We start from the raw sequence: 25,641 nt of genomic DNA on the forward strand, positions 1-25,641 counted from the left end.
TAAAATCATACTCAAAAGATGTAAAAATGGTTGTTTATGATCCATGCCGCTGTCTGTGCAGCCAAGTCATGTTATTGTAATTTATATCGGTTTATCCCGGCAGGAATCTTACTTCGGACGAGGTGATCGACACGAGCGCAAGAAAAGCCACCATCAAAAGCCGCATCATCTTGATCATGACCTTGTTTGCCTTGCTGATCGCGGGGATGCTCTCCTTTTTCAGCTATGAGTTGATCTCGTATTTCCAACGCAAAACGACGATCCAGGCGACGGAATTCAATCTGCAGCTCGTTTCTCACATCATCGACCAGGATCTCAACAATTTATCTGCCTTGGCCTTGGCCAGCAGTACGAACTCCCCTACCAATAACCTGATTCAAGACTATTTTGTCTCGCCGAACGCCAGCCCCAAGGACGGGCTGAACGTCTTCGCCTCCATGCAGGAGGACTTCCGGGTCAACCGGTCCAACAGCTATGTGCGTCGTCTGATTATCACTGACACCCAAGCAAAATTTATTCAAGTCGACAATTCTGGAAGCGCTTCAGTTCCACTGAGTATCCATAATATCAACCAACTGCCCGGGCTTTCCGCCGACGCGAAGGAAGCGTGGGAACGAGTCGTTCAGGATCCGTTCTCCCGTTCAAGCGGCATTCCGATCGTATTACCGATTTACGGAGATCGGGCCGCACGCATCGGAACCGTATACCTTCTGGCCAACACCTCGGTCATTACCGATAAGCTGAAGGGATATGGCCTGCCGGAGGGCTCGGAATTGCTGGTCACACTAGGCAGCCAGAAATATCGGATCGAAGGGGACACCGTTCAGCCTCTCTCCAGTCCTTACACCCTGCTTCCTTATGAGAAAAATGAAGCCACCGGAGCTCTCACCCAGCTGGCGTGGATGGAGCAGGACGGGAAGCGCCGCATTTCCGTGTCTTATCCGGTGAAGGAAGGGGTCCTCCTATCGCAGACGCTGGACGAGAAGCAATTCGCTCCGCAGTTGAACGCTTGGCTGCTATTGATGATCGGCGTATCTCTGCTGGTCATTGCGTTAAGCGGCTTTATTACCCTTTACCTCACCCGGACGATCAGCCTGCCAGTAGAGAAATTGCGAAAGCGGATCGACAAGATCGCCCAAGGCAATTTCCTCATCGACCGGAATATCGAATGGAACAGCGAGCTGGGCGATGTGGGACGAGGCATCAACCGATTGTCCCATGATATCCTGACCCTGATGGATTCCCGCGTGGCGGATGAGAAGCAGAAGCAGGAGCTGGAATACCGGATGCTGCAAAGCCAGATCAGTCCTCATTTCCTCTATAACACGCTGAACTCGATTAAATGGATGGCCACGCTCCAGAACGCCACGGGGATCGCGGAAATGACCACCTCCTTGTCCAGACTGCTTCGCAGTATCGCCAAGGATCACCGCAAGCTGGTTCCCCTGCGGGAGGAGCTCAGCTTAATGGACGATTATTTCCTCATCCAGAAATATCGCTACGGCAACACGATTACGATGGAACAGAAGCTGGAAGACGAGGAGTTATTGTCCGGTCTAATTCCCCGCTTTACCCTGCAGCCGCTGGTGGAAAACGCGATTTTCCACGGGATTGAGCCTAAGGGGCGAGGAGAAATTGCCGTTACTGTAGCCAAAAGCGGTGTAAACGACATTCGGATCACAATTGAGGATAACGGGGTCGGGATGAATGAGGCGCAGATCGCCTCCATCTTGTCCCAGCAGGAACCCGGATCGAAAGGCCTGTTTGAAAATGTCGGACTGCGCAGCGTACATGATCGTCTGCGCTTGACCTTTGGGGAGCGTTACGGCCTATCCATCGAAAGCGAGCTGGGCCAATATACAAGCATGAACCTGTTATTGCCTTACCGGAAGATGTGAACATCCGTGTTTCAGTCTATCGCGAACGTAAACCACGCAAGGAAGTGATGGGATGATTAAACTACTGATCGCCGATGACGAGGCTCTGGTCTGCATCGGCCTGCAGTCCATGCTTAAATGGGAGGAGTATCAGATTGAAGTTGTCGGCATCGCCCATAACGGGGCTCAAGCCGAGGAGATGATCGAGTCTTTGCGTCCCGACCTTGTCATCACCGACATTAAAATGCCGGTCAAAACCGGTTTACAGGTCGCCGAATCCGTTCGCCATAAATATGGCCGGATTCCGTTGTTTATCTTTCTAACGAGCTACGAAGAATTCGAATATGCGCGCAGCGCGATTCACTTGCAGGCGGCGGATTACCTGGTCAAGCTGGAGCTGACGCCGCAGACGCTGGCCGAATCCGTACGGAAGGCCGTGACCCTACTGGAAGATTACAAGACCGTGGAGAGCTACCCCAATATGCTCTATCGCAGCAATTTGCATGCCCTTCGCGACAAATTCTTTATCCGGCTGTTTAACCAGCTGTTCGAGAACAAAAACCAGTTTCTCCTGCAAAGGGATGATCTCGAGCTGGATTTATCGGCTCCCGCCTATCTGGTCTGCACCTGTCGGATTCAGGGGCCGGAAAGTGTCCCTCCGCGCGGGGATAAGCTGGTCGCCTTATGCTCCAGCACGGTGCAGATGGCCAAGGACACGCTCGCCTCGGCACGGCCTTGCTTCGTCACTAGCCTGGATCTGCGGAACTTCGCGATTGTGCTGCCCGTTTCCGATAAAGACCCGCAGCACTGGATGCCGGAGGTCGAAGGCCTACTTCACGATATGGCCGCGGTACTCCATGCCTATTTCAATGTGAATATCATCGGCGCCGCCGGTTACGCCGTGGATGACCCTTATCTGCTGCACGAGAGCTACCTGGCTGCCCGCCGGGCATTGCCGAAGGCACTCGAGCGGCAATCCTTCGTCTTCTTTGCCCAGAGCAGCGCAGCCGAGCTTGCTCCTTCGGGTGAAGACGATGCGGCCTCCCGCTCGGAAATTCGCCGTGCTTTTGAGGAGCTCGATATCGGCGCCTTATACGCGATGATCACGAATCTCATCGATCGATATGAAGGCAGATCCGAGCTGCTGGTTCCAGCCACCGATGCGGCCTGCAACATCTTGTATATGGCGACCTCATTGCTGGCGGATGGTGAAAACGTGGTCGAGCAAATTTACGAGAACGAGCCGGAGGGCTACCGCGCGATTTATAAGAAGCAAACGACCCAAGGCGTAATCGATTGGCTTGTCCAATTTCGGGACGGGTGCTGTGATATTCTGTCTTCGCGTAAACAGAGCTACAAGGAGCAAATCGTCCGGAACGTTCAGGATTACGTCAAACGGAATCTGAGCAGCAAGCTGTCCCTTAACCAGGTTGCCGATGTGTTCAACTTTAGCCCAAACTACCTCAGCCATCTGTTCTCCAAGACCGCCAAAATCAATTTCGTGGAATATGTGACGGAAACCAAAATCGCGGCGGCCAAGGAAATGATGGTTCGCGGTGAGGGACGAATTTATGAGATCTCGCAAAAGCTGGGGTATGAAAGTGCCTTCTATTTCAGCAAAGTGTTCAAAAAAGTGGAGGGAATCTCGCCGCGGGAGTTCATGCAGCGCAAAGACAGCTCGATTCCTTCCGGCTGATCAACGCCGCAGGATGCCTTTTCGGTGAATTTTCACGCGAGGATCCACGATCGTGTAGAGCAAGTCCGCCAGGAAGTTGGTGACCACCACAAATGCGGAGATAATCAAGATGCTCATGAGCAACACGGGATAATTCCGGCTTTGCGCGGAGCTCACCGCCAAGCTTCCAAGACCGTTCCAGTTAAATACATTCTCTACCACGGCTGCGCCGGAAATTAGAACCGGCAGGTCCAACATGAGGATCGTGATCATGGGGATCAAGGCCATTCTCAATGCATGTCGATAGGTGACTCTTCGTTCCGATAGTCCTTTGGCGCGGGCCAAGTTTAGAAATTCGGAAGGCAGTACCTCGATCATGCTGGTACGGATCATTTTTAAGTAGTATGCAATGAGGCCGATCGTTATCGTGGTTACCGGGAGAACCATGTGGTAGAGGAGGTCGCCCAACTCCCCAGTTTTGTTCGGGGTATGCATGCTGCTTGGCGGGAACCAAAACAATTGGAAGGCAAAGATGTTCTGCAGCCAGTGCCCCAGCACAAATACGGGAATGGAGTACCCGATCAGGCTCAGGATGAGACCCAGCTTGTCGGAGAGTCCGTCCTGCCTTTTGCTGTTATAGATCCCCCATGGGATAGCGATCAGTAGGGCAATGATCAAGGATGTGCTTAACAAGGTGAAACTGTTCCATACATATTTCCAAATGTAGTGATTAATCGGTGTGCGGTAATAATCCAGACCAAAGTTCCCATGCAGGAGATCGTTGATCCACCGGATATATTGCTGATAAATCGGGAGATCCAGTCCAAACAGATGCTTCTGCTCGTTTGCCATTTGGATCTGCTCTTCCGTCATCCCTATGCTTAATGACCAGAAGTTCCCCGGCATCAAACGCATGATACAAAAGCACACGCTCATCACGATAAACAATACAATCAACGAATGAATCCCACGACGGATCAGATAGGTCCACATCTTCGTCCTCCTCCTGATGGAATAAAATTTTTATTCATTCTATCACAGATCGAGAACACCGTAAGCTGGAAATTGAAAATTAAATTGTTAAATTTTCATAAAGCTTCATAGGATGTAAGGAAATAGAGAACTGTCCTTCGGCTATTCAGGTTGGTAATCTTCTCATAATAACCCCATCACAATGGTATCGTAGTACAGTTCAATCTCGAACGCTAATTTAAAGATTTCTTTAGGTTTCGTTGATGACAAACTCTAAATGATAAAATGCAGGGAGGGATTTTCGACATCATTCATCATTCTATAGGGGGAAATGTTATGAAAGTGCGAGTGCTTTGTATATTGTTAACACTTCTGCTGAGCCTGCCCTTCCCTGCTGCCTATGCAGCAAGTAAGGGTGCCACATCAGACGTCCAAGGGCATTGGGCGGAGAAACAGCTTGAGAATTGGATCGGCAAAGGTCTGATACAGGGTTATGGGGATGGTTCATTCAAGCCGGACGGCACCATTACAAGAGCAGAATTCATGGCTCTAGTGAACCGCTCTTTTGGGCTTACTGACATGGCAGAAGTAACCGTTAAAGATGTGGATTCGACTAGATGGGAATATGAGCAGGTCGCGATCGCTAAGCATGCGGGGTATATTAGCGGCTATAGCGATGGCACGATGAGAACGGGCAATAAGGTTACACGCCAGGAAGCGGCTGTGATGCTCGCCAAGCTGCTGAAGCTGGACACGTCTGCGGGTGCCGATCTGAGCAAATTTGCGGACGCTGCTCGAATCCCCGCTTGGAGCAAGCCTAGTATTGGCGCAGTCGTTGCGAAAGGGATATATGGCGGTTATAACAACGGTACGATCGGATTCGATAAAGCCTTGACACGTGCGGAGACGATCGTTATGTTTGATCGCGCGCTGGGCGTCAAAGTCGCAGCAGCCTATGATCAGGCAGGCCTATACGGACCTGCAACCGGACATGAGACGATCATCGGCGACGTTCTTCTCAATGCTAGCGGTGTGTCGCTAAGGAACGTGACCATTAAAGGAGATTTGACCTTCGGCGAGGGAATTGGCGAAGGCGAAGCGATGATTCTGGACGTTAAAGTAGATGGAGACACTTTCATCCGCGGTGGGGGCACCCATTCGATCTATATCGTGGAATCGACGCTTGGTGAGATTGAAGTGAATAAGTCCTCTGGCGATGTGAGAGTGGCCATAGATGATCAGAGTCAGATAGATCATATTATTACGTACAGCAACACAACTATAGAATCAACAACGGCTACTCAAGCGAAGGCTGCAGTTGCACCACAAATCGCTAAGCAGCCGGGAGTCAAAGTATTAGCGGCCACTCAAAGGCCTATAGCGCCTACAGCGCCTCCTGTGGGCTCGAAATCTGCTGTTTGGAATGAGTATTTTGATCAAATACGTCAATACCAAGAAGATTTACTAGCATACACTTTGTATATGTCAAGTCTACCTGATGTAACGAGTGCAGGAAACAATACAACAACTTCAGTAATCGGTAATGTACTCAATGCGACTAATACGGGAAACAATACGCAACTGAATGTAACAGGGTCAGTCAATACCCTTGTGATTTCCGGGGGCAACTCACAATTGAATGTAGGTGGGGGAGTTGGCAGCCTTACGGATTCCGGAAGCAATTCGAGTATCGGGATAAAGGATTTCGCAGGGAGCGTTAACCTTCTTGGGAACTCAGCACAATTGAGTGTTGGAGGCAATTCCAGCAATATTATTGTTTCCGGGAACAATAACACGATCACAAGTGGCGGTTTGATCGGGAACCTCTCCGTCGGTGGAAATTCATCGGGCAATCAGTTGGGTTTCGTCGACACGAACGGCATTATGAAGCTCACTCCATTAGAAAGGGCATCCTTATTATCGGCAATTAGCCCCAGCAATCCGCCTGTAACGGTTACTCCTATTCCTAATGCTACTCCTACTCCCACGACGCCTGCTACGAATACGACTCTCTCCATCGTGCAGGCAAAGGCAGTAGGTGCAAAGAAGATTGAAGTGAAGTTCAATAAGAGCATCGACCCAGCATCGATTCGTCTATCCGTCTCAAAGAATGGCTCTCCTATAGCATTTCAAGCCGTCCCAGATCATGAGACGAAAGTCTATACCTTGACCCTCGCTGAGAAATTGACGGAGGGAACATACAGCGTGACCGCAAGCTACACCAATTCGTCAACAGTCATCGGTTCAAAGGAGCTAGCTGTAGAGAACGAGAAAATGATTTATATTACTTTTGCTAATTCTTCGGATACGGTTGCCAAAGGGACTCAGATCGGCGTTGAGGTGGTGGCTAAAAATCAGTACGGTGAGTCGATGCCAAATCTGTCCGGATTTGAAGTAAGCAGTACTGTTCCCGTTGAAATTGCAGCGGGGCGACCGATTGTTGTTGTGGATACTTCGTCCCAGTCCTTGCAAACGGGTATTTCCATTATTCCGATTACAGTAAGAACTACGGATAACCAACTCACAGCCACTAAAGATTTCAGACTCGGAACTGCTCCCCTTACCTCAAAAGCAGAGTTCAGAGGTTCACTCCGCGGCATAGACGGGCAAGAAGTGTCCCGAGCGGATTGGTCGCGTACTTATCATATGAACTTCGATCTCTATGATCAATACGGCCATATGCTGCTATATCCCTTGTCATCCGGAGTGGGTACTGTTCTTAACCCTTCTTCGGCCAGTATCTCCGTCGGAGCGTTGGGCAGGGCACCTGCCGGAGAGCCCGGTACTTTCTCGCTGCCGATCACGTTGAATCCGTCCGGACCGGAGGAAGGCAAAGATTATACCTTCACGATATTCGTAGGCTCGGTATCCGCCAGTCAGACCTTCCATGTGGTCGAATGGTCGACTTCGCCACTAGATTTAATCAATGAAGCATCGGAATCGGGCACATGGACAGGGATTACTGCGGATACGTTTACTGCTGCAGGTGTAACAGGGGTTACGTCGTCTAACCTAGCTGCTGTTATAGATGCAATTAAAGCAGAAGACAGTACTACTTGGACCGTTAGTGAGCTCCAGGATATGGTTGATGCTGTGAACAATGAGCCTAACAAGCTAGCAGCGCTAAACGCGATTAATGAAGCTGCAGCTACGAAGATCTGGGCAGACATTAGCGCTGATACCTTTACCACTGCAGGTGTAACTGGTGTTACGTCGTCTAACCTTGAAGCTGTTAAGGATGCGCTGGACGAAGACAATAATGCATCATGGACGGTTGCGGAGCTTCAAGCCATTGTCGATTCAATTCTATCCCTGGCTTTAATTAATTCTTCAATGGGCTCTGGCGATTGGACCGGCATCGCGGTAGAAACCTTTAATAAAGCTGGAATGAACCGCGTTACACAAGAGAACCTCATTAGTATCATGATCGCACTTGAGTACGGCTACACAGGGGCTAGGACTTCCACTGAGCTTCGAGGCGATATCAACGCAATTATAGATTCGATTCAAATTTCACTTGAAGATATCAATAAGGCATCGGATTCTGGAAATTGGGAGCTGGTTACCGACGACCAGCTCAGCATGATTGGCGTGTGGGGCGTCAATGGCGACAATTACATGGCCATCACTGACGAGCTTAAAAAGGATGTAGGACGCGTTTGGACCATTGTTGAGCTTCAAGTCGCGATCAATCACATTCTTGAAAACTTACAATAAGAAAAGGCGTAGGAAATCGAACTATCTGTACAGATTTGTGGGAGTGGATTTCCGAGGATCAGCTCAGCATGATGGGATTGGGAGAAGTTTTGCTTAGCAAGCGCCACAAATCATCGAGGATGACAAGCACTACACGAAGCCTGTTCATGTAACATAAATGCGGCGCAAGGGCTCACACCCCTGCGCCGCATTTTTCTGTCGTTTCTTTCGGTTGAGGCTCGTTAGTGGGTCTTACAGCTTATACGCTGGTATCATTACGTACTTCGCCAAAGAGTAGCGGCGAAACCACCAGAGACATTATTACAAAAAAGCCACTTTCGTTTGCGGTACCCATGCACCGTCAAGGAAAGTGGCTGATGTCAAATACTAGATTAACTCAGACTTCTGAAGAAGTCGTTGAATGATGAGCGCTACTTCTGCTCGTGTGATGAATGCCTGCGATGCAAGCTGTGAGCCGCCTTTACCTGTAATGATTTCAGCCTGCAACACAGCTGCAACACTGTCCCTCGCCCACAACGACACTTGTTTCGCATCGTCAAAGGATTGCAGCAGCTTGTTCGAATCCCGAGCAGAAAGTTGATCGCTAAGTCCTGTCACTTCCATCGCTCTTGCGACCACGGCCATCGCTTGCTCACGTGTGATTTGCTGGTGTGGACGGAAGGTTCCGTCCACGTAACCACTGATCAGTTCGTAATCAAGAGCCGTTAACACTGCACCACTATACCAATCCGATGAACGTACATCAGAGAAAGGCGTTACCCCTCTATTCTCTTTGAGCCCCATTGCTCGTACAACAATCGCCGCAAACTCTGCACGAGAGATCGCTTGATTCGGATTGTACAGATCAGCACCGATTCCACTAACCACCAAACGTGATCCCATTTCATTCACAGCTTTCTCTGACCAATGACCAGCTACATCCTTGAACGCCACTGGATTCGAGATGAGAGCGTATATGCTGTTTGTCAAACTATGAATCGTTGCATAATACTTGCCGTTTATTCGTTCGATTATGGTAGGGACATGTCGAACCGTTCCATCCGGATCAATCACAACCCCTGTTGTGATCTTATCCGGGTCAACACCATCTGGAATGGCTAACGTTCTCTTTACATAAGCGCTAAACTTGGAAACATCAACGGTCGCATTATCGTAACTGCCCCTGACTGAGAAGTTCAACGGAGGCAGTACGAGTGTGTACTCTCCCTGATTTACCGCATTCTCCACGATCTTCAATTGTTCCTCTGTAGGTTCGGATATTTCAATTTCAATTCGAATATCCTGAAGTTCCACGTCTCGTCCGATCTGCTCAGAGATGGCATCAATATGAATTTGCAGTGCAGGAAGTGTGTAAGACGCCTTCTCTGTACGAATCTCAATTGTCCCCTGCTTGACTTCCATATCCTTAATCATCTGTCCATTCAGTACACCAATCGCCACAGCAGAGGGATCGCTAAACGGAACGGTAATGACAGGACGATTACCTTCCGCCTGAAGGCGATCTCCTAGCTTCTTCGGGTTAAGTGCTACCGTCATGATCTTACGACCATTCTGCACAGTGGTAGATGCAATTCCAGCGTTCTCTGGCTTGCCGTTAACAAGTACTACCACTTCCGTTGTTGAACGAGTAGGCATACTCGGCACTTGTGGTACCACCACGTTGTCACCGCTTGGGGGCGATTGCGGAGATGACCCAGGCAACGTAACCGCTCCACTCGTAATTTCCGGCAATGTGTCAGTCTGGAATGCCAACCGAGCACCTGTTACCTGTGACGCATTCGTTGCTCCCAGATCACTGAATGTCGCTACACCTGCACTTGCGGTTACGGTAGTCGTACCCGTCAGCGTCCAATCGCCCGTATCTTTCTTTACCACGGTTACTGGGGTGTTGTTATCCCCAGTTCTGATGTTCCCGTATGCATCGACAAGCGCCACCTTCGGCTGCTGTGAGAACTGCCCGCCATTCGACGCAGGCGCTGTAATATCCTGCGTAAGTTTCATCGCCGACACGCTGCCCACGCTTGGCGTAACCGTAAGCGTGTTCGTCTCAGGGGTCACTACCCCAGTAATGCTGAATCCAATGTTCTGCTCGTCAGCCATGTGTAGAACCAAGACTGGCGTAGCCACGCCATTAGTGAAGCTTACGCTGATCGTCTGTGATGCACTACTTAACTTCGTTCCATTAAAGCTGCCATATGATCCGTTAGGTGCTAGCTCTACGCCAGAGATTGTTACGTTACGCGCCCCGTTGAAATTCGTGTCCATATTCCCGAGCGCATCGTACACGTTTAGCGTCACGGTATTGTCTGCACCTGCAACAGGTGCCAGCGTTGCTGCCGAAGCAGTTACATTTAGCGGTAGTTTAATGATCCCTGCATCAACCGCTTGGTTCACTTCCCCAGTCGCCAGTGAAAACACCGATGTCTTCCCGGTTGCTGGATCGGCATCGGAATCAATTTCCCGATCAGCACCTGCCGTTTTCACCGCAAATCCGTATCCAGCCGGCAATTCAAAGTGAACTTGATAATGACCTGGGTCGAGATTCGGGAATAAGTAAGCACCCGCCTGTCCAGAGAAATCATTCGCTGTAATTGTTTCTGCCAGCTTGATTTCATGTTCATCGTACAGCTCGACTGTAACGCCATTCAGCCCTGTCTCTCCTGCATCCCGCAACCCGTTCTCATTCACATCGTTCCAGACGAGATCCCCGATCGATGCTTTCGACGAGCTCATAGTTTTCATTCCGACCTTATTAGGCTCTGCCGGTAAAAGGGACTGCCCTGATACATTTTTCATGTGATAAGCAAATGAATTCCAAGCGATCTCGCCGCTGGTTGGCGCCCCGACTGGCGCTCTCATCGCCCATTCCAAAGTCGTCCTATTCAGGGGATCGATCACATAATCGGGATCAAATTTCATCTTGATGGCCGTTACCGATGTCGGATCAGCAGGAAGACTCGCTGTCCAGATGCCATTATCCGCTCCTGTAGTCGTATCCATCATGATGCCAGACGTTGTCGAGTAGTACACCGTTACAAAATCTGGTGCAGTGACCGCTCCCATAAGCACGGGACCCCACGTGCTTCCACGCGGGATACTACCATTAAGAACAGCAGCATCGCCAATGCGCGGGAACGGATTGACGATGGTGAGCTCCTTCATTGCGACATTGCCGATATTTTCGATTTCCAAACGGTACAACGCTTGTCCGCCGGGAGTCGTTGTTCCCGACGTTTCCGTCCAGCTTGCATCGAGCTCTCCCTTTACCCACATCCGAGATTGAAGAGCGGTGCTTGGGGTCACGGTCATGCTGCTCGTTTCTTCAACACGGTAAATCCCATCCGCAGGTGTATTAGCAGGTATTTTGCGATTACTATACTTAACGTCATTCAAGTAATCTCGTGAAGCTACACCAAACGTATTCTTTACGATCTGGGCTGCTGTTCCCGACTTTATCTTCGCATTAAACTGGATATTTACAGTTTCGCCGATGAGCAGTCCTCCCGGGTTACTATCATCCCAGCTCCAGGTCAATTTCGTTTCACCCGAAGGTTGAGGCTCTGCTGTGAACGTTGGATCAAGTGAAAGACCTGCTGGTTTAACAATCCTCCACGAATCTGGCGCGTATTCCAACTCGGCTGGCAACATATTATAGATGACAGGGTTATCCAACCTCTTAGAGCTTCGCTGAGCGTCATTCTTAACCGATAGGGTATAAGTGACCGTATCGCCAGGAACTGCGCTTGTTTGACTAACCGCATTCTGCAGCTCAAGCAGCGGACGAGGGTTTACGAGGCTGGTCGAGCTAGTATTATATGATGTCTTTTCATCTCCGTTAAAGACATAATAAAATACAGGCTTCCATTCAATGGTCTCGCTTGAATTTGCGGGCACAGGAAAATCTGAATCAACCAAATACGTAAACACAAAATTGCTCTTTTGGCTCCATTCAACTGGTAAATTCCCGAATCTAGCCTGTATGCCTTTGATATTTCCAAGTGCTGTCGCGTCATAAGTATTGGAAGTGCTTGCATCTCGCTTCTCCCAGAGATACCAATCACCCGCTGCAGGGTTTTCATGTAACGTATAATACAAGTCATAATCCGATATACCTGAGAAAAGGGCTGATGTGAACGACTGCAGTTCCAGTCTAGTTGGTGTCCCCTGCAACGTTTGAGTAGGCATCATGAACTCCAATACTCCATAATCCAGCGGGAGATTTGCTTTGTTGGATAAGCCAGAGAGATTCAGCGTTATGGTTTGGCCAGGTGATCTTTCTAGATCGTTGGTAGTGAGATGAAACGAAGTTTTTCCATCAACTGGCGATGTTTCGAAACCATGCGTGTAATTGGCACTTATTGTCACTGGAGTTTTACCAAGAGGCGTAGCAGTCATATCTGCATCTAAAGATACTACTGTCGCGTCCAGGGATCCAGGATAATTGACGACAAGCTTGAGCTTCTTTTCATCCCGAAGGCCGTCGATTAAATTCCAGAATACGGTATTACCTGCACCGAGAGTTCCGCCATTGTCAGCACTAATGAAGACTGCACCGTTATCTAAACTTGCTGTAACGACGATATCTCTTATGTCTAGCAATCCGTTCCCGTTTCCAATATCGGGTTTCACGACTATTTCATAATGCACATTGGAACCTTTATAAGGATCGGGAATTGGAAAAGTTCTTTCGATGCTAATACTCCAAGGTGCGGATCCTTGGGAGGTCACCGTCGCTACATTAGATTCCATTGAAACTGGAGTGCCGTTTTCAGTTGCCGTAAATACGGCTTGCGCGGTCACCGCTGTGCTATCGGGCGTAACGTAATTCTCAAACTTCCCTTTTACAACAAGTTGGCCAGTTGTACCTGCAGGCAGAACTCCGTTTCTAAATTGAAACGTGACCTCCTTTCTTCCCGGAAAATAAGTTGAGTCGGTAACTGTACTCGTCGTATTCGAACTGTCTGTTTTCCCCGTGTACGTTACCCCTTCCGGGACAATAAGTGAAATTCTAGGATCCGTATAGTTGCCTATCGTTGATGAGGCAGAATAGTTAATGAGATAGCTGAATTCTTCACCCGAAGCAACTTCGGACTCGTTCGTAGATAAAGTCATCACAATCCCCTCTATGGGTGATGCGAACGATCTTGTACCAGGAGCGAAGGTTTGTGCGCATACAATCAAAGCCAACAATACTACCACGATCTTCTTCAAAACGGTTCCCCCTTCTTAACCTACACCTTCAGAAACATACAGGATTCTATAAAATATCCTCTACTATATCATGGTAGATCGACCCATCTGTTCAATGTAAAGAAAACTTTAAGTTCGTATTTGCAATCCATTTTTGTAGTAAAAATACTCTCAGCTAAGACATTGAAAAAAGAGGCTTCTCACAAAGTTCGAATCGAACTCGTGAAAAGCCTATTATTAATTCGATATAAGGTTTTGCTGTCTACGTAGAGGAATTTCCATATTCAACAAAAATAGCGGCGCAAGGGCTCACACCCCTACGCCGCAATTAGTAGAGGCCCCCTCTCGGGGTCCTCTAAACCTAATATAAATTTGCTGATGTACTTCTTACATCATGCCGCCCATGCCGCCCATGTCAGGCATAGCTGGTTTTTCCGGTTCTGGTTTGTCGGCGATCACCGCTTCGGTGGTCAGGAACAAGCCAGCAACGGATGCTGCATGTTGCAATGCGGAACGAGTAACTTTCGCTGGGTCAACGATCCCTGCTTCGATCATGTTCACCCATTCGCCGGTAGCGGCATTGTAGCCGACGCCAACTTTTTCTTTTTTCAGGCGATCCACGATAACGGAGCCTTCTTCGCCAGCGTTTGCAGCGATCGTGCGTACCGGTTCTTCCAGGGCACGAAGCACGATGTTAACGCCGGTTTTTTCGTCGCCGGTTGCTTCAACCGCAGCTACAGCGCCATATACGTTCACGAGGGCAACGCCGCCGCCGGATACGATACCTTCTTCAACGGCTGCACGCGTTGCGTTCAGCGCGTCTTCGATGCGCAGTTTGCGTTCTTTCAATTCAGTCTCGGTTGCCGCACCAACTTTGATAACCGCTACGCCGCCAGCCAGTTTAGCCAGACGTTCTTGCAGTTTCTCTTTGTCGAACTCGGAAGTGGTTTCTTCCAGTTGAGCACGGATTTGGTTCACGCGAGCCGTAATGTCGCCTTTGTCACCGCTGCCGTCCACGATCGTTGTGTTTTCTTTCGTAACGATCACTTGACGTGCGTTACCCAGTTGATCCACCGTTGTGCTCTTCAGGTCAAGGCCGAGCTTCTCGGTGATCACTTGGCCGCCGGTCAGAGCCGCGATATCTTGAAGCATTGCTTCGCGACGGTCGCCGAAGCCAGGAGCCTTAACTGCTACCGCGTTGAACGTGCCGCGCAGTTTGTTCACGATCAGCATCGCTTGCGCTTCGCCCTCGATATCTTCAGCAATGATAAGCAGCGGTCTGGATTGTTGGACGATCTTCTCCAGAAGCGGCAGGATTTCTTGCGTGCTGCTGATCTTCTTGTCGGTGATCAGGATATATGGGTTATCGAGTACGGCTTCCATTTTGTCCGTATCGGTAATCATGTAAGGAGATACATAACCGCGGTCGAATTGCATCCCTTCAACCACTTCGAGCTCGGTGGCAAAACCACGGGATTCTTCAACAGTGATAACGCCGTCCTTGCCGACTTTCTCCATCGCTTCAGCGATCAATTCGCCGACTTCTTCGTCCGCAGCAGAGATCGCGGCAACTTGAGCGATCGATTGCTTGCCTTCGATGGCTTTGGAGATGTCTTTCAGTTCAGCCACTGCAGCGCGAACCGCTTTGTCGATCCCTTTGCGCAGGCCGATTGGGCTAGCACCTGCAGTCACGTTCTTCAAACCTTCGCGGATCAGCGCTTGCGCCAGAACCGTTGCCGTCGTCGTACCGTCACCGGCTACGTCGTTGGTTTTCGTTGCTACTTCTTTAACGAGCTGGGCGCCCATGTTTTCAAAAGCGTTCTCCAATTCGATTTCTTTCGCGATCGTTACACCGTCATTCGTGATCAGCGGGCTGCCGAATTTCTTCTCCAGCACGACGTTGCGGCCTTTCGGACCGAGTGTTACTTTAACTGCGTTTGCCAAAGCGTCAACCCCGCGAAGCATAGCGTGGCGGGCTTCTTCACTGAATTTAATGTCTTTTGCCATTGTTCAATTACCTCCCATATAGATGTGTGTAGGATTGTTCGTTCGATACCCTTCGGCGGTTTAGCCGAGGATCGCGTGGATGTCGCTTTCTTTCATAATCAAATATTCTTTGCCTTCGTATTTCACTTCGGTGCCTGCATATTTGGAGAAAAGAACGCGGTCGCCTTCCTTTACTTCCAATGGAACGCGGACGCCATCTTTCAAAGTACCGCTGCCAACAGCGATGACTTTACCTTCCTGCGGTTTCTCTTTGGCCGTGTCTGGAAGCACGATACCAAATGCCGTTGTCTCCTCTTGCTCGATCGGTTGCACGAGAACGCGTTCACCTAAAGGTTTGATCATGAAAAAACAGCCTCCTTTAAATATGTGGTGTTATGGGTAGATGTTTGTCATATGTATTAGCACTCGATCTACTCAAGTGCTAACAACCACTTTTATATTACTCAAGTTGCGAGTAGATTTCAAGTTCCTTTGTACAAATTTTTTTCTTTGTTTCATAGGGCTTCACCCACGCCCTTCCCATTTTATCCTTGCACTTGGATAAATATTCCGCTGGTCACGGACAGGGCCCCTTCACCCAACCAAGCCCAGGTCCAGCGGGCAAAAGAAAAACGCACCCCGCTTACGCGAAGGTGCGTTCCCCCTCATTTATACTTTTCCGCCCGTTCCGCATCCGCCGCTTGCTGCTTTGCATATACCCGCTTGGACAGGAACACGCTGAGCTCATAAAGCAGGACCAGTGGGACGAGCACCAGGAAGGCAGAAAAGAAATCCGCCGGCGTAATCATCACCGACACGACCACCAGCGCGAAATACGCTGCCCGGCGCATCTTCTTAAGCCGAAGCGGGTTCAATATTCGCAGCTGCGTCAGAAACAAAATGACCAGCGGCAGCTCGAACAATAACGAAATCGGCAGCACGATATTGGTCAGAAACTTGAAATAGTCGGCCATCCCGTAGGTCTCGACAAGTCCCAACTGCTTGTTCAACGAGCCCGTAAACGTCATGGCCAGCGGGAATACCACGTAATACCCGAAAGCCAAGCCCGCTAGGAAGAAGACGAACACGTACGGAATATACCTTGCGGTCGCTTTACGTTCCTGGGCCTTCAGACCGGGGCTCACAAACGCCCAAACCTGATAAAGCGTAAACGGCAGTGTAATCCCGAGTGCGACCAGCATGGCGATTTTCATGTAAACGCCAACGCCGTCCCAGAACGAAAAAGCGTTGAGTTCGATGGCCACGCCGGAAATGGCGTTCTTCGTCACATAGTGGTAAATCGGATCGACCACGAAAAAGGCCGCCACCAGCACCGCGACGAACACGACGCCAACAACCACTAATCGCCGCCGCAACTCCGTCAAATGATCCACGAGACTTTGCGCATTGTCTTTCTCCGACATCTCCTGTTCTCCTTCCCCATCAAGCTTCCCTTCAAATCTCAAACAAAATCCCTCCGCGAAGGAAGGGATCAGGTTACGCCTATGTAACTGGATCTACCGTTTCCGTTTATTCAGGAAGACGGCGGTCGTCCGGTTTGGGGCCTTCTACCTGCGGTTGCGGTGCAGTTTCCGTTCTTCTGACTTCCGGTTGATCGTCTACGATATCCCGGGTTGCCTCTTTGAATTCACGAAACGTGCGGCCAACAGCCCGCCCCAGATCAGGCAATTTATTCGGACCAAACAGCAGCAACGCCGCGATGACGATCAACAAAAATCCGCCTGCGCCCATGGTTGATTCTCCTTTCGTTACGGCAAATAAATAGACAGCGATCATCCGAACCGATACATTCACTCGCCCACATCATACCATAATGAATATCACAGTTACAGTCTATTTATTTCACAACTTAACAAAGAAACAGAGAATAAGGCCCGATAATGAAGGTTCATTATAAACGAAATTGTCCCGTGACCATCAGTAACGCTTCCGGCAGCTGGTCCATGATCGCCGCCAAATTTTCGTGCACGCCTTTAGGTGTTCCCGGCAAATTCACGATCAGCGTACGTCCACGAATGCCCACGATCCCCCGAAATAGCATGGCTGCAGGGTTCTTCTGCATCAACCGGTACCGCATCGCCTCCGCCATGCCCGGCACTTCGCGTTCGATGACTCGGCGGGTCGCTTCCGGTGTCACGTCACGAATCGCTAGCTCCGTCCCCCCCGTAGTTAACACCAAATCGGCGTGAAAATAATCGGTCATTTCAATCAATGCGGCGATAATTTCATCCGGTTCATCGGGGACGATCCGGTATTCCACGATTTCGCCGCCCAATTCCTCCTCCACCAGCTCACGGATTACTTGGGCGCTCGTATCTTCACGTTCTCCCCTGGCTCCTTTGTCGCTGGCGGTAAGGATCGCTGTTTTCCAAACCATGAAGTCACCCTCCTCATCCATATAGGAACTCCCTGCGGAGTCCAACGTAATGCCGGATCATGTCGATTCATGCTGAAATCAACTTTAAACTGCCATCTATATATCTATATCAAAATCTAGTAGCCGCCGCAAATGTCATGAACGCACGTAATCCCCGCTTTTGCCGCCCGACTTCGACCGCAGCTGCGTCGGACCAATCACCATGTCCTTTTGCAACGCCTTGCACATGTCGTACACGGTCAGCGCGGCGGCGGACACCGCGGTGAGCGCCTCCATTTCAACGCCCGTTTTGCCTTCTGTCTTCACTGTCGCCTCGATGAATAGCTCGTCCTGTCCGTTGTCGCCAAACGTGATGTTAACGCCCGTCAACGCCAGCGGATGGCACATCGGAATCCAATCGGAGGTTCGTTTAGCTCCTTGGATTCCCGCAACCTGGGCCACGGCTAGCACATCGCCTTTGCCGACCCGCCCTTCTTTAATGGCCTCAAGGGTTGACGGCAGCATGGTGACCTTCGTCTCCGCCACGGCCACGCGAACGGTCGCCGATTTCCCGGAAATGTCCACCATACGGGCTCGGCCTTGTTCGTTAAAATGCGTCATTCCTTGACCCGATTCCGAGGTTGTCAAGCTTATCACTACTTTCCTTCATATATATCGTTTCTTTTGCCGTTAACAACAGGTCTAGCCGGAAATCATGCGGTTCCATCGGGATTGCCCCCTCCGGCAGGATCAACTCCTGAAGGACGAGGGCAGCCAGGACGACCTGATCGGTACCGCCACTCAGGCGGCTCAACTCATCGATTAGGCGATCGTAATACCCTGCTCCAAATCCGATCCGCCCCCCGTTTAGATCAAAGGCCAGCCCCGGAACGACAATGACGTCGATTTCGGGATAGCGCTCAGGAGGCCAAACGGCCGTATGCCCCGCGGGCTCCCGGATCCCCCAGGTACCGGGAACGAGGTCCTCCGTCCCGGAAATCTCGTGCAAGGAAAGGCTGCGCTCCGGTCCGATCCTCGGCGTGAGCAACCGGTCCCCCTGGGCCAGGCCGTTAGCCAGCAATGGCCAAGTATCCGGTTCATCTCGGAAAGCCACGTAGCAGAACAAGTTCAGCTTCCCGCCTCGCCGCGCCCGCAGGGGGCTTAGCACCTCACGTTCGGCTATACGGCCGGCGGCCAGAGATTGCTCCAAACGAGATCCCTCCGGAATTTGGGCGCGAACCTTCAGCATTCGCTGGCGCAGCTCTTTTTTGGCATCCATAAACTCCATGCCGTTCTCCCCTTCCGCTCCCGTCACACGATGACCGGTCTTCCACTAGTAACATAGCCGATCCGGCTGTTCTCTCCCTTAGTGTATCATTGTTATATGAAAATGAAAACCAAAGCACCCGGTTTGCAAAACGCGGTCTTCCTAGCATTCAGCGATGCAATTCGCTTGGGTTTCATGTACACTGAAGGTACGAGTTTCAACGAACTAATGCTTTCCCCATCATGAACAGAATGCAAATCTTTTTTTGGAGGATCGAATTCGCTATGCTGCTTCAAGCTTCGAACATTACGAAATTATACGGCGTAATCCCCGTGCTGGAGGGGATCAACCTGCAGGTGCTCGAACGGGACCGGATCGGCCTCGTGGGCGTCAACGGCGCGGGTAAATCGACGTTTTTGCAGATTTTGGCTGGAGAACTATCCCACGATGGAGGACAAATTTTCAAAGCCAAGGAGACTACGATCGGTTACCTCGCGCAAAATAGCGGATTACAATCGGACCGCACCCTCTGGGAAGAGATGCTTGCCGTGTTTGCCCCGTTGATCGAAACGGAACGCGAACTGCGCCGGATGGAAGAGCAGATCGCGGATCCGGAGTTAGCCCGGGACGAGAAAGCGCACCAGGAGTTGCTCGACCGTTATGCGCTTAAATCCGACTGGTTCAAAGATCATGGCGGTTATGAAATGGAGACCCGCATCCGCATGGTGCTGCACGGTATGGGATTTGGCGATTTTGCGCCGGACACCCCCATCGCAACGTTAAGCGGCGGACAGAAAACCCGGCTTGCGCTTGCCCGTATTTTGCTGCAGGCACCGGACCTGCTGATGCTGGACGAACCAACCAACCATCTTGACATCGAAACATTAACCTGGCTCGAGGATTATTTGCGCAATTATTCCGGAGCCTTGCTGGTCGTCTCGCATGACCGTTACTTCCTCGACCGGCTTGTCACAGCGATTGTAGAGATCGAACGACATCAATCCCGCCGTTATACGGGGAACTACAGCCGTTTCATCGAGCTGAAAGCGGCGGAATACGAAAGCCAATTGAAGCAATACGAGAAACAGCAGGATGAAATCGCCCGAATGGAGGCGTTTATTCAGAAGAACATCGTCCGTGCGTCCACGACGAAACGGGCGCAAAGCCGTCGGAAGGCGTTGGAGAAGATGGATGTTCTCGACCGGCCGCTTGGCGACTTGAAACGGGCGACCTTCTCCTTCGAGGCCGAGGTTATGACGGGGAAGGAAGTGCTGCACGTCAATGGCCTTACCTACACGTTTGCGGATAAACCCAAACCGTTATTCCAAAACGTCAACTTCGATCTATACCGCGGCGAAACCGTAGCCTTGATCGGCCCGAACGGGATCGGAAAATCGACGCTGCTGAAAATGCTGACCGGCGATTTGCGACCATCGGATGGAACGATTTCTTGGGGCGCCAAGGTCAAGGTCGGTTACTACGACCAAGAGCAAACGCATTTGAATGCCGCCAACACGGTGCTTGAGGAAGTCTGGGGTGCCTATCCCCACATTGAGGAAGCGCGTATTCGCAGCGTACTGGGCAATTTCCTGTTCAGCGGCGAGGACGTGCTCAAGAAGGTCGCGGCGTTAAGCGGCGGTGAGAAAGCCCGGGTCGCCTTAGCCAAGCTAATGCTGCAAAAAGCCAACGTGTTGATCCTGGACGAACCAACCAACCATTTGGACCTATTCAGCAAAGAAGTCCTGGAGTCCGCTCTGATTGAATACGATGGAACGCTGCTGTTCATCTCCCATGACCGTTACTTTCTGAACAAGATGGCGGAGCGTATCGTTGAACTTCATCCGTATGGTGCGGATCATTTCCTGGGTAATTATGACGATTATTTAGCCAAAAAGCAGGAGCTTGCCGAACTCGCTACCGAGCAGGCGAACGCTGAGGCAGCCAAGTCGAACGCAAACTCGACCAACAAGCCGTCCGAACCGGAGTCTTCGACAGCTAAATCCGGTGCCGCTTCCTATGAAGCCGATAAACAGGCGAAACGCGAGGAGCGGAACCGACAACGCCGGTTGGAGCAACTGGAGGAATTGATCTCCGTGCTCGAGGACGAAATTGCCCGACTGGAATCGGAACTGACCCTTCCCGAGGTCTATCAGGACTACACCGCAGTCCAAGAGCGGCAGGACGGGATCGACCGCCGGAAAGAACAGTTATCCACGGCCTATGAGGAATGGGAATCCTTGGCTGAAGGATAAAATTCACAAAATATTTTGATCCTTACCCCATTTTTTTCACCTTGGTTATACACAGCGTTATCCCCATTATGCAGAAAATATTCGACCTAAAAACGGCCCGTGGGGCCGTTTTTTTCCGGGGAAATCGTCGTTTTTTGTCAAAACCCTGTTTTATCCACCAACTTGTCCACATTATCCACAGTTTTCTGAAAATATGAGACTCGTTTTCTTCGATCTTGCTTCATAGGTTGGTACGCAAGCTTTCATCAACTTTTCATCAAGATAGCCAACAAGCTGTGGATAACCTTGTCCACAACTTGACAAAACCTTCGTCTTAGGTCCAACTCCTCAACCCATCCCCAAATGCTGATTTTCTTCACAGGAAATCGCCCAGGTTCGAAGCTCATAGTTCTCCGCTCCCGATTTCACGAACGGATCGCGTTCCGCGATTTTCCTTGCTTCCTCCAGACTGTCCGCTTGGATAATGACCATCCCGCCCTTATAATCGAGAAAAGGCCCGCATATCACAAGTTGACCGTTTCGGTCCAGTTCTCTTAGGTGAGCAACGTGTTCGCGGATTAATTCCTCTTCCAATCGTCGGCCCGGATTTAGGGAAAGCAGGATCACGTACCTCTTAAATTCTTCAAAAGAGGGGGCTCCACTCATAGTTAATTCCTCCTTCATCTAGTCTGATGCTTACTTCCCAATTTCCTGCCATTTTGCATGTTCGCTCGCCCCGAGCCCCTGAAACCATCCAAAATGCCTATTGCCCTGCCCTTTTTAAAATCATTATGATCTCTATAGAACTGCGGCCAAAAAAACACATAGGCCGTCAAATATTCACCGAAAAGGAGAGAATGGAATGAAATTTGTCAAAGCCGCTTCAATCGCCGCACTAAGCGTCAGCCTCGTCTTTGTAGGAGGATGCCAAATGTTCGGCTCTTCTAAGGGCGCTTCATCCACGACATCCCCTTTTACGGAGTCCAAGCTGCCCGGAGGGGGTCTAGCCCTCCCGCAGAACGAACGAATCCATTTGTCTACCGATAATCAATGGATCGAAAAAGAAGGGCATTTATCCGACCTGATCCGCCTGCAGTGGACGGGGGACCGCGCCAAACCCGCGATCGCTTGGGCCGATGAGCAAGGGAAGGACAAAACGGCGATCATCTCGCATGATAAAGCTAACAATCCCGAACAGCATGATCATAAGCATATTTCGATCGAAACGACGATGTCACCTACCGGAGAGAATAAGGATCAACTGTTTACCCGTTTGGAAATCCCTTACGATACCGACGTCGCCGAGATTCGCACCCACTCTTCCAATTTTAACGTCATGGACGGTATTTTGCGCGTAGCCGGCGAAGGTAATCGGGACGTGCAGTTGGCCAACACCGGCAAGGATAACGCCACCTCCCCGCTTTGGAGTCTGCGTGCCAACAGCGCCGAGCTCAAGGGAAGCAATGCCGGGGCCGATTTTAACGTGATCCGTTACTCGGATGAAGGAGAAGTGCTCGACAGTGCCCTGACAATCAAACGGGATCATGGACAAGTTGGCATCGGTACGGAGGATCCGCAAAGCGCGCTGGACATCAATGGAGACGGAATTCGTATCCGCGAGTCCCGCACGCCGGCTTCTTCCAAAGCTCCCGGAAATCCCGGCGACATCGCCTGGGACGAAAACTATGTTTATGTCTGCGTAGCCAAAGACACCTGGAAACGAACGGAGTTGTCCAATTGGTGACCTTGCTCAATGATCGGCGGCTACGATACGTATGCCCGCATCTGCCTGGATTTCCGTCTTCACTCGGCCCTTGGCATTGTTACCTACAAATTTGATGCGGTACGTTCCCGGGCTAACCTTCAGCTCCATCTTGCCTTCGCTAGTTCCTTCGGCAAGCGTCGTCACCTCGCGATCCGGTCCGATCGCCACCAGCTTGAATCGGCCGCCGTCGATCTCTTGCTGATGGATGAAATTCACCTTGCCCTTCGCCGAGGCGTGGATGAACCAAATCGTTTCCATCCCGTAGAAAGAGGAGAAGGACACCGTGTTCGACTCGTTGCTCGTATCGCCTACCCGCTTCACATAGGTGAAGGTGTCGCCTTCCTGGGCCAGCTCCGCTTCGTCGTCGTAAAGCTGCTTTTGCCTTTCCGTAGCCAGACTGCAGCCCCCCAAAATGGCCAGCAGCATCACAGCGCACAGAAGGCCGAGAAGCAGCCGTATTCCGCCGGGCAGCCGCGTAGAGTTGCCCGGCATCCTTTGATTACGCATATTTCTCCCCTCCTAGGCGTTGTCCGTAAATGACTTTCGATAAAATCCTGTGACCGAAGGCAGTATGGTTAACGCTTGGATCGCCAAGCCCCAAGCCGTATAAACCAAATGTACGACCGAAGAACTGCCGAGAATGTAGATTTGGACCGAAAGCCAGACGATTAATCCAAAGCCGATATAAAGGGAAAAGGCCCAAGACCAATGCCGGTCTTTAAATGGGTTCAGTTTCTCTCCTAAACCCCAATTCCATTTCCATACGAGAGCCGTCGTGACCGTAAGCGGTAACACGCCAAAGGCCATCAGAAGGATCACCCCCGGAATCAAATAATTCGGGAACAGCGGGATCTGCATCAACTCTGTCGGCATCCCCAACAAGGCGCCTGACGGATCTAGCATCAACGCTCCACCGCCGAATACAGCACCGATTCCGAGTAACCCCTGCAATCCTATCAATAACAAACTTGCCACCGGTTTATCTACCGTTCCCCCCATTTGTACACCCCTTTTGCGTCTTTCTATTTGTGATTCAATTCACCCATTCACAAAAAAAAAAGAAGATGGGGCCTATTTCGGCTCATCTTCGTTGTTACTGCTACTTTATCATAGGATGCCCGGGTTGGAAACGGTTAAATGTCGAATAAACGGCGTGGCTTGAAAGAATAGGAGGTTCCCGAGTAGAATAGATAAAAACTTAAAATTTAAGAGAGAGAGGGCTCGGCCATATGAATCGTAAAGCGGTCAGAAGCATTACAGACCTGATTGGCGAAACCCCGGCCGTCAAGTTAAACAAACTGGTCTCCAACGAGGAGGCGGACGTATACGTCAAGCTGGAGTTTGCCAATCCGAGCGGAAGCGTTAAGGATCGAGCCGTTGCCCACATGCTTGCAAAGGCAGAACAGGCCGGTCTGATTGCTCCGGGGGCCACGATCATCGAGCCGACGAGCGGGAATACGGGCATCGGGCTGGCGATGAACGCCGCGGCCAAAGGGTATCGGATTATCCTCGTCATGCCGGACAACATGACGAAAGAGCGAATCGCCCTGCTGCAAGCTTACGGGGCCGAGGTCGTGCTGACGCCGGCTGCGGAGCGCATGCCCGGCGCAATCGCCAAAGCCCGGGAGCTGCTGGACCAAATCCCCGGCAGTTTTATGCCGCAGCAGTTTCAAAACCCTGCCAACCCGGAAATTCACCGGCTCACGACAGGGCCAGAAATCATGCGGCAAATGGATGGCCGGCTCGACGGGTTCGTAGCCACGGCAGGCACGGGCGGCACCATCACCGGAACCGGCGAGTATCTGCGGGGCGTATTGCCGAACATCCATATCACCGTCGTCGAGCCGCAAGGCTCCCCCGTCCTCTCCGGAGGGGTACCCGGCCCGCATAAGTTGGTCGGTACCAGCCCGGGTTTTATCCCACCGATCCTAAATACCGCTGTCTATGATGAAATCGTCCAGGTCAGCGATGCGGATGCGCTGGATACGACACGGCGATTAGCGGCACTAGAAGGCCTATTGGTCGGACCTTCGTCCGGGGCCTCGGTTTGGGCGGCGATTCGTTTAGCTCGGCACTTAGGCCCTGGGCGCCGCGTTTTGTGCATCGCTCCGGACACCGGGGAGAGGTATCTTAGCATGGGCATCTTCGATGAGCCCGCACGCGTAGAAGAATAAGTAGATGAAACAAACCATTTTATCGGGAAAAGAGGAATGAATTTATGCCCCAACTAATCGGAGGCATCTCCCATTTCGACAAAGCGGAGTTGCACGCCATCCTTCAGGATCCTGCCAGCGACATCGTCGTCATCGATGTCCGTGAGCCGTTTGAATACGAAGCTGCGCATATTCCAGGGGTCCCCCTGATTCCGATGGGTGAAATCCCCTACCGGCTGGAAGAACTCGACCCGGAGCAGGAATACGTGTTGGTCTGCCGAAGCGGCTCCCGCAGTTACGAAGTCGCCCGTTACCTACAGGCACAGGGCTTCACGCGGATCCACAATTTTCTCGGCGGCATGCTTGGCTGGGACCTCGAGGTGACGTCCGGGCTGGAAGAAGATGCATCCCATTAAGAAAACAAAGGAGAA

General features: G+C 50.9%; 19 protein-coding genes. 7 read left to right on the top strand and 12 right to left on the bottom strand.

The window, feature by feature from the left end; translation table 11 throughout:
- Positions 1-122: 122 nt before the first annotated feature.
- Together KJS42_RS16300 and KJS42_RS16305 are read left to right on the top strand one after the other, a co-directional pair.
- Positions 123-1,898 carry a sensor histidine kinase gene (locus tag KJS42_RS16300; protein WP_213623470.1) on the top strand — a complete coding sequence of 592 codons (1,776 nt, stop codon included), beginning with the start codon at positions 123-125 and terminating at the stop codon, positions 1,896-1,898.
- Positions 1,899-1,950: 52 nt separating this feature from the next.
- Positions 1,951-3,573 carry a response regulator transcription factor gene (locus KJS42_RS16305; RefSeq protein WP_155606448.1) on the top strand — a complete coding sequence of 541 codons (1,623 nt, stop codon included), beginning with the start codon at positions 1,951-1,953 and terminating at the stop codon, positions 3,571-3,573.
- Here KJS42_RS16305 and KJS42_RS16310 read toward each other — a convergent pair whose 3' ends face one another.
- The gene (locus KJS42_RS16310) at positions 3,574-4,545 is read right to left on the bottom strand and encodes an ABC transporter permease (protein ID WP_155606447.1); all 972 of its coding nucleotides are present in this window, start codon (positions 4,543-4,545) and stop codon (positions 3,574-3,576) included.
- A 315-nt stretch (positions 4,546-4,860) separates the two neighbouring features.
- On the opposite strand from KJS42_RS16310, the gene KJS42_RS16315 reads away from it, so the two are divergent.
- Positions 4,861-8,241: an S-layer homology domain-containing protein gene (locus KJS42_RS16315; RefSeq protein ID WP_213623471.1), complete on the top strand. Its 3,381-nt coding sequence runs from the start codon at positions 4,861-4,863 to the stop codon at positions 8,239-8,241.
- Positions 8,242-8,607: 366 nt separating this feature from the next.
- Here the strand turns inward: KJS42_RS16315 and KJS42_RS16320 are convergent, their stop codons facing one another.
- The 8 genes from KJS42_RS16320 to KJS42_RS16355 all read right to left on the bottom strand — a co-directional run bounded on the left by KJS42_RS16320 (position 8,608) and on the right by KJS42_RS16355 (position 19,082).
- Positions 8,608-13,452, bottom strand: coding sequence for an S-layer homology domain-containing protein (locus KJS42_RS16320; RefSeq protein ID WP_213623472.1), 4,845 nt, complete (start codon positions 13,450-13,452; stop codon positions 8,608-8,610).
- Positions 13,453-13,818: 366 nt separating this feature from the next.
- Positions 13,819-15,438, bottom strand: coding sequence for a chaperonin GroEL (gene groL / locus KJS42_RS16325; RefSeq protein ID WP_193415549.1), 1,620 nt, complete (start codon positions 15,436-15,438; stop codon positions 13,819-13,821).
- Positions 15,439-15,498: 60 nt separating this feature from the next.
- Positions 15,499-15,780, bottom strand: a complete 282-nt coding sequence (gene groES / locus KJS42_RS16330) for a co-chaperone GroES (protein WP_155606444.1) — start codon at positions 15,778-15,780, stop codon at positions 15,499-15,501.
- Between the two features lie 302 nt (positions 15,781-16,082).
- Entirely contained in the window at positions 16,083-16,841 is a 759-nt protein-coding gene (gene tatC, locus KJS42_RS16335) for a twin-arginine translocase subunit TatC (protein ID WP_155606548.1), read from the bottom strand.
- A gap of 106 nt (positions 16,842-16,947) precedes the next feature.
- Entirely contained in the window at positions 16,948-17,169 is a 222-nt protein-coding gene (locus tag KJS42_RS16340; RefSeq protein WP_193415837.1) for a twin-arginine translocase TatA/TatE family subunit, read from the bottom strand.
- Positions 17,170-17,329: 160 nt separating this feature from the next.
- Positions 17,330-17,815: a MogA/MoaB family molybdenum cofactor biosynthesis protein gene (locus KJS42_RS16345; protein WP_009226288.1), complete on the bottom strand. Its 486-nt coding sequence runs from the start codon at positions 17,813-17,815 to the stop codon at positions 17,330-17,332.
- A gap of 135 nt (positions 17,816-17,950) precedes the next feature.
- Positions 17,951-18,415 (bottom strand): cyclic pyranopterin monophosphate synthase MoaC, encoded by a 465-nt coding sequence (moaC, locus tag KJS42_RS16350; RefSeq protein WP_213623473.1) that lies wholly within the window; start codon positions 18,413-18,415, stop codon positions 17,951-17,953.
- The gene (locus tag KJS42_RS16355; RefSeq protein ID WP_213623474.1) at positions 18,402-19,082 is read right to left on the bottom strand and encodes a 5-formyltetrahydrofolate cyclo-ligase; all 681 of its coding nucleotides are present in this window, start codon (positions 19,080-19,082) and stop codon (positions 18,402-18,404) included. The genes moaC and KJS42_RS16355 overlap by 14 nt, the downstream gene beginning before the upstream one ends.
- 263 nt (positions 19,083-19,345) lie before the next feature.
- Here KJS42_RS16355 and KJS42_RS16360 point away from each other — a divergent pair, with 263 nt between their 5' ends.
- On the top strand, positions 19,346-21,313 hold the full coding sequence (locus KJS42_RS16360) for an ABC-F family ATP-binding cassette domain-containing protein (RefSeq protein ID WP_155606441.1): 1,968 nt from the start codon (positions 19,346-19,348) through the stop codon (positions 21,311-21,313).
- A 327-nt stretch (positions 21,314-21,640) separates the two neighbouring features.
- On the opposite strand, the gene KJS42_RS16365 is transcribed toward KJS42_RS16360, so the two are convergent.
- The gene (locus KJS42_RS16365) at positions 21,641-21,958 is read right to left on the bottom strand and encodes a YciI family protein (protein ID WP_213623475.1); all 318 of its coding nucleotides are present in this window, start codon (positions 21,956-21,958) and stop codon (positions 21,641-21,643) included.
- A gap of 196 nt (positions 21,959-22,154) precedes the next feature.
- On the opposite strand from KJS42_RS16365, the gene KJS42_RS16370 reads away from it, so the two are divergent.
- The gene (locus tag KJS42_RS16370) at positions 22,155-23,036 is read left to right on the top strand and encodes a hypothetical protein (RefSeq protein ID WP_213623476.1); all 882 of its coding nucleotides are present in this window, start codon (positions 22,155-22,157) and stop codon (positions 23,034-23,036) included.
- A 6-nt stretch (positions 23,037-23,042) separates the two neighbouring features.
- Here the strand turns inward: KJS42_RS16370 and KJS42_RS16375 are convergent, their stop codons facing one another.
- Both KJS42_RS16375 and KJS42_RS16380 read right to left on the bottom strand, forming a co-directional pair.
- Entirely contained in the window at positions 23,043-23,564 is a 522-nt protein-coding gene (locus KJS42_RS16375; protein ID WP_155606438.1) for a hypothetical protein, read from the bottom strand.
- A 12-nt stretch (positions 23,565-23,576) separates the two neighbouring features.
- Positions 23,577-24,056 carry a hypothetical protein gene (locus KJS42_RS16380; RefSeq protein WP_155606437.1) on the bottom strand — a complete coding sequence of 160 codons (480 nt, stop codon included), beginning with the start codon at positions 24,054-24,056 and terminating at the stop codon, positions 23,577-23,579.
- Positions 24,057-24,286: 230 nt separating this feature from the next.
- Here KJS42_RS16380 and cysK point away from each other — a divergent pair, with 230 nt between their 5' ends.
- Complete coding sequence (cysK, locus tag KJS42_RS16385) at positions 24,287-25,231, top strand: cysteine synthase A (RefSeq protein WP_213623477.1); 945 nt, start codon at positions 24,287-24,289, stop codon at positions 25,229-25,231.
- Positions 25,232-25,275: 44 nt separating this feature from the next.
- Positions 25,276-25,626 carry a rhodanese-like domain-containing protein gene (locus tag KJS42_RS16390; RefSeq protein ID WP_155606435.1) on the top strand — a complete coding sequence of 117 codons (351 nt, stop codon included), beginning with the start codon at positions 25,276-25,278 and terminating at the stop codon, positions 25,624-25,626.
- Positions 25,627-25,641 lie beyond the last annotated feature (15 nt).

The sequence above is a fragment of the Paenibacillus sp. J53TS2 genome (assembly GCF_018403305.1).
Classification (GTDB): domain Bacteria; phylum Bacillota; class Bacilli; order Paenibacillales; family Paenibacillaceae; genus Fontibacillus; species Fontibacillus rhizolycopersici.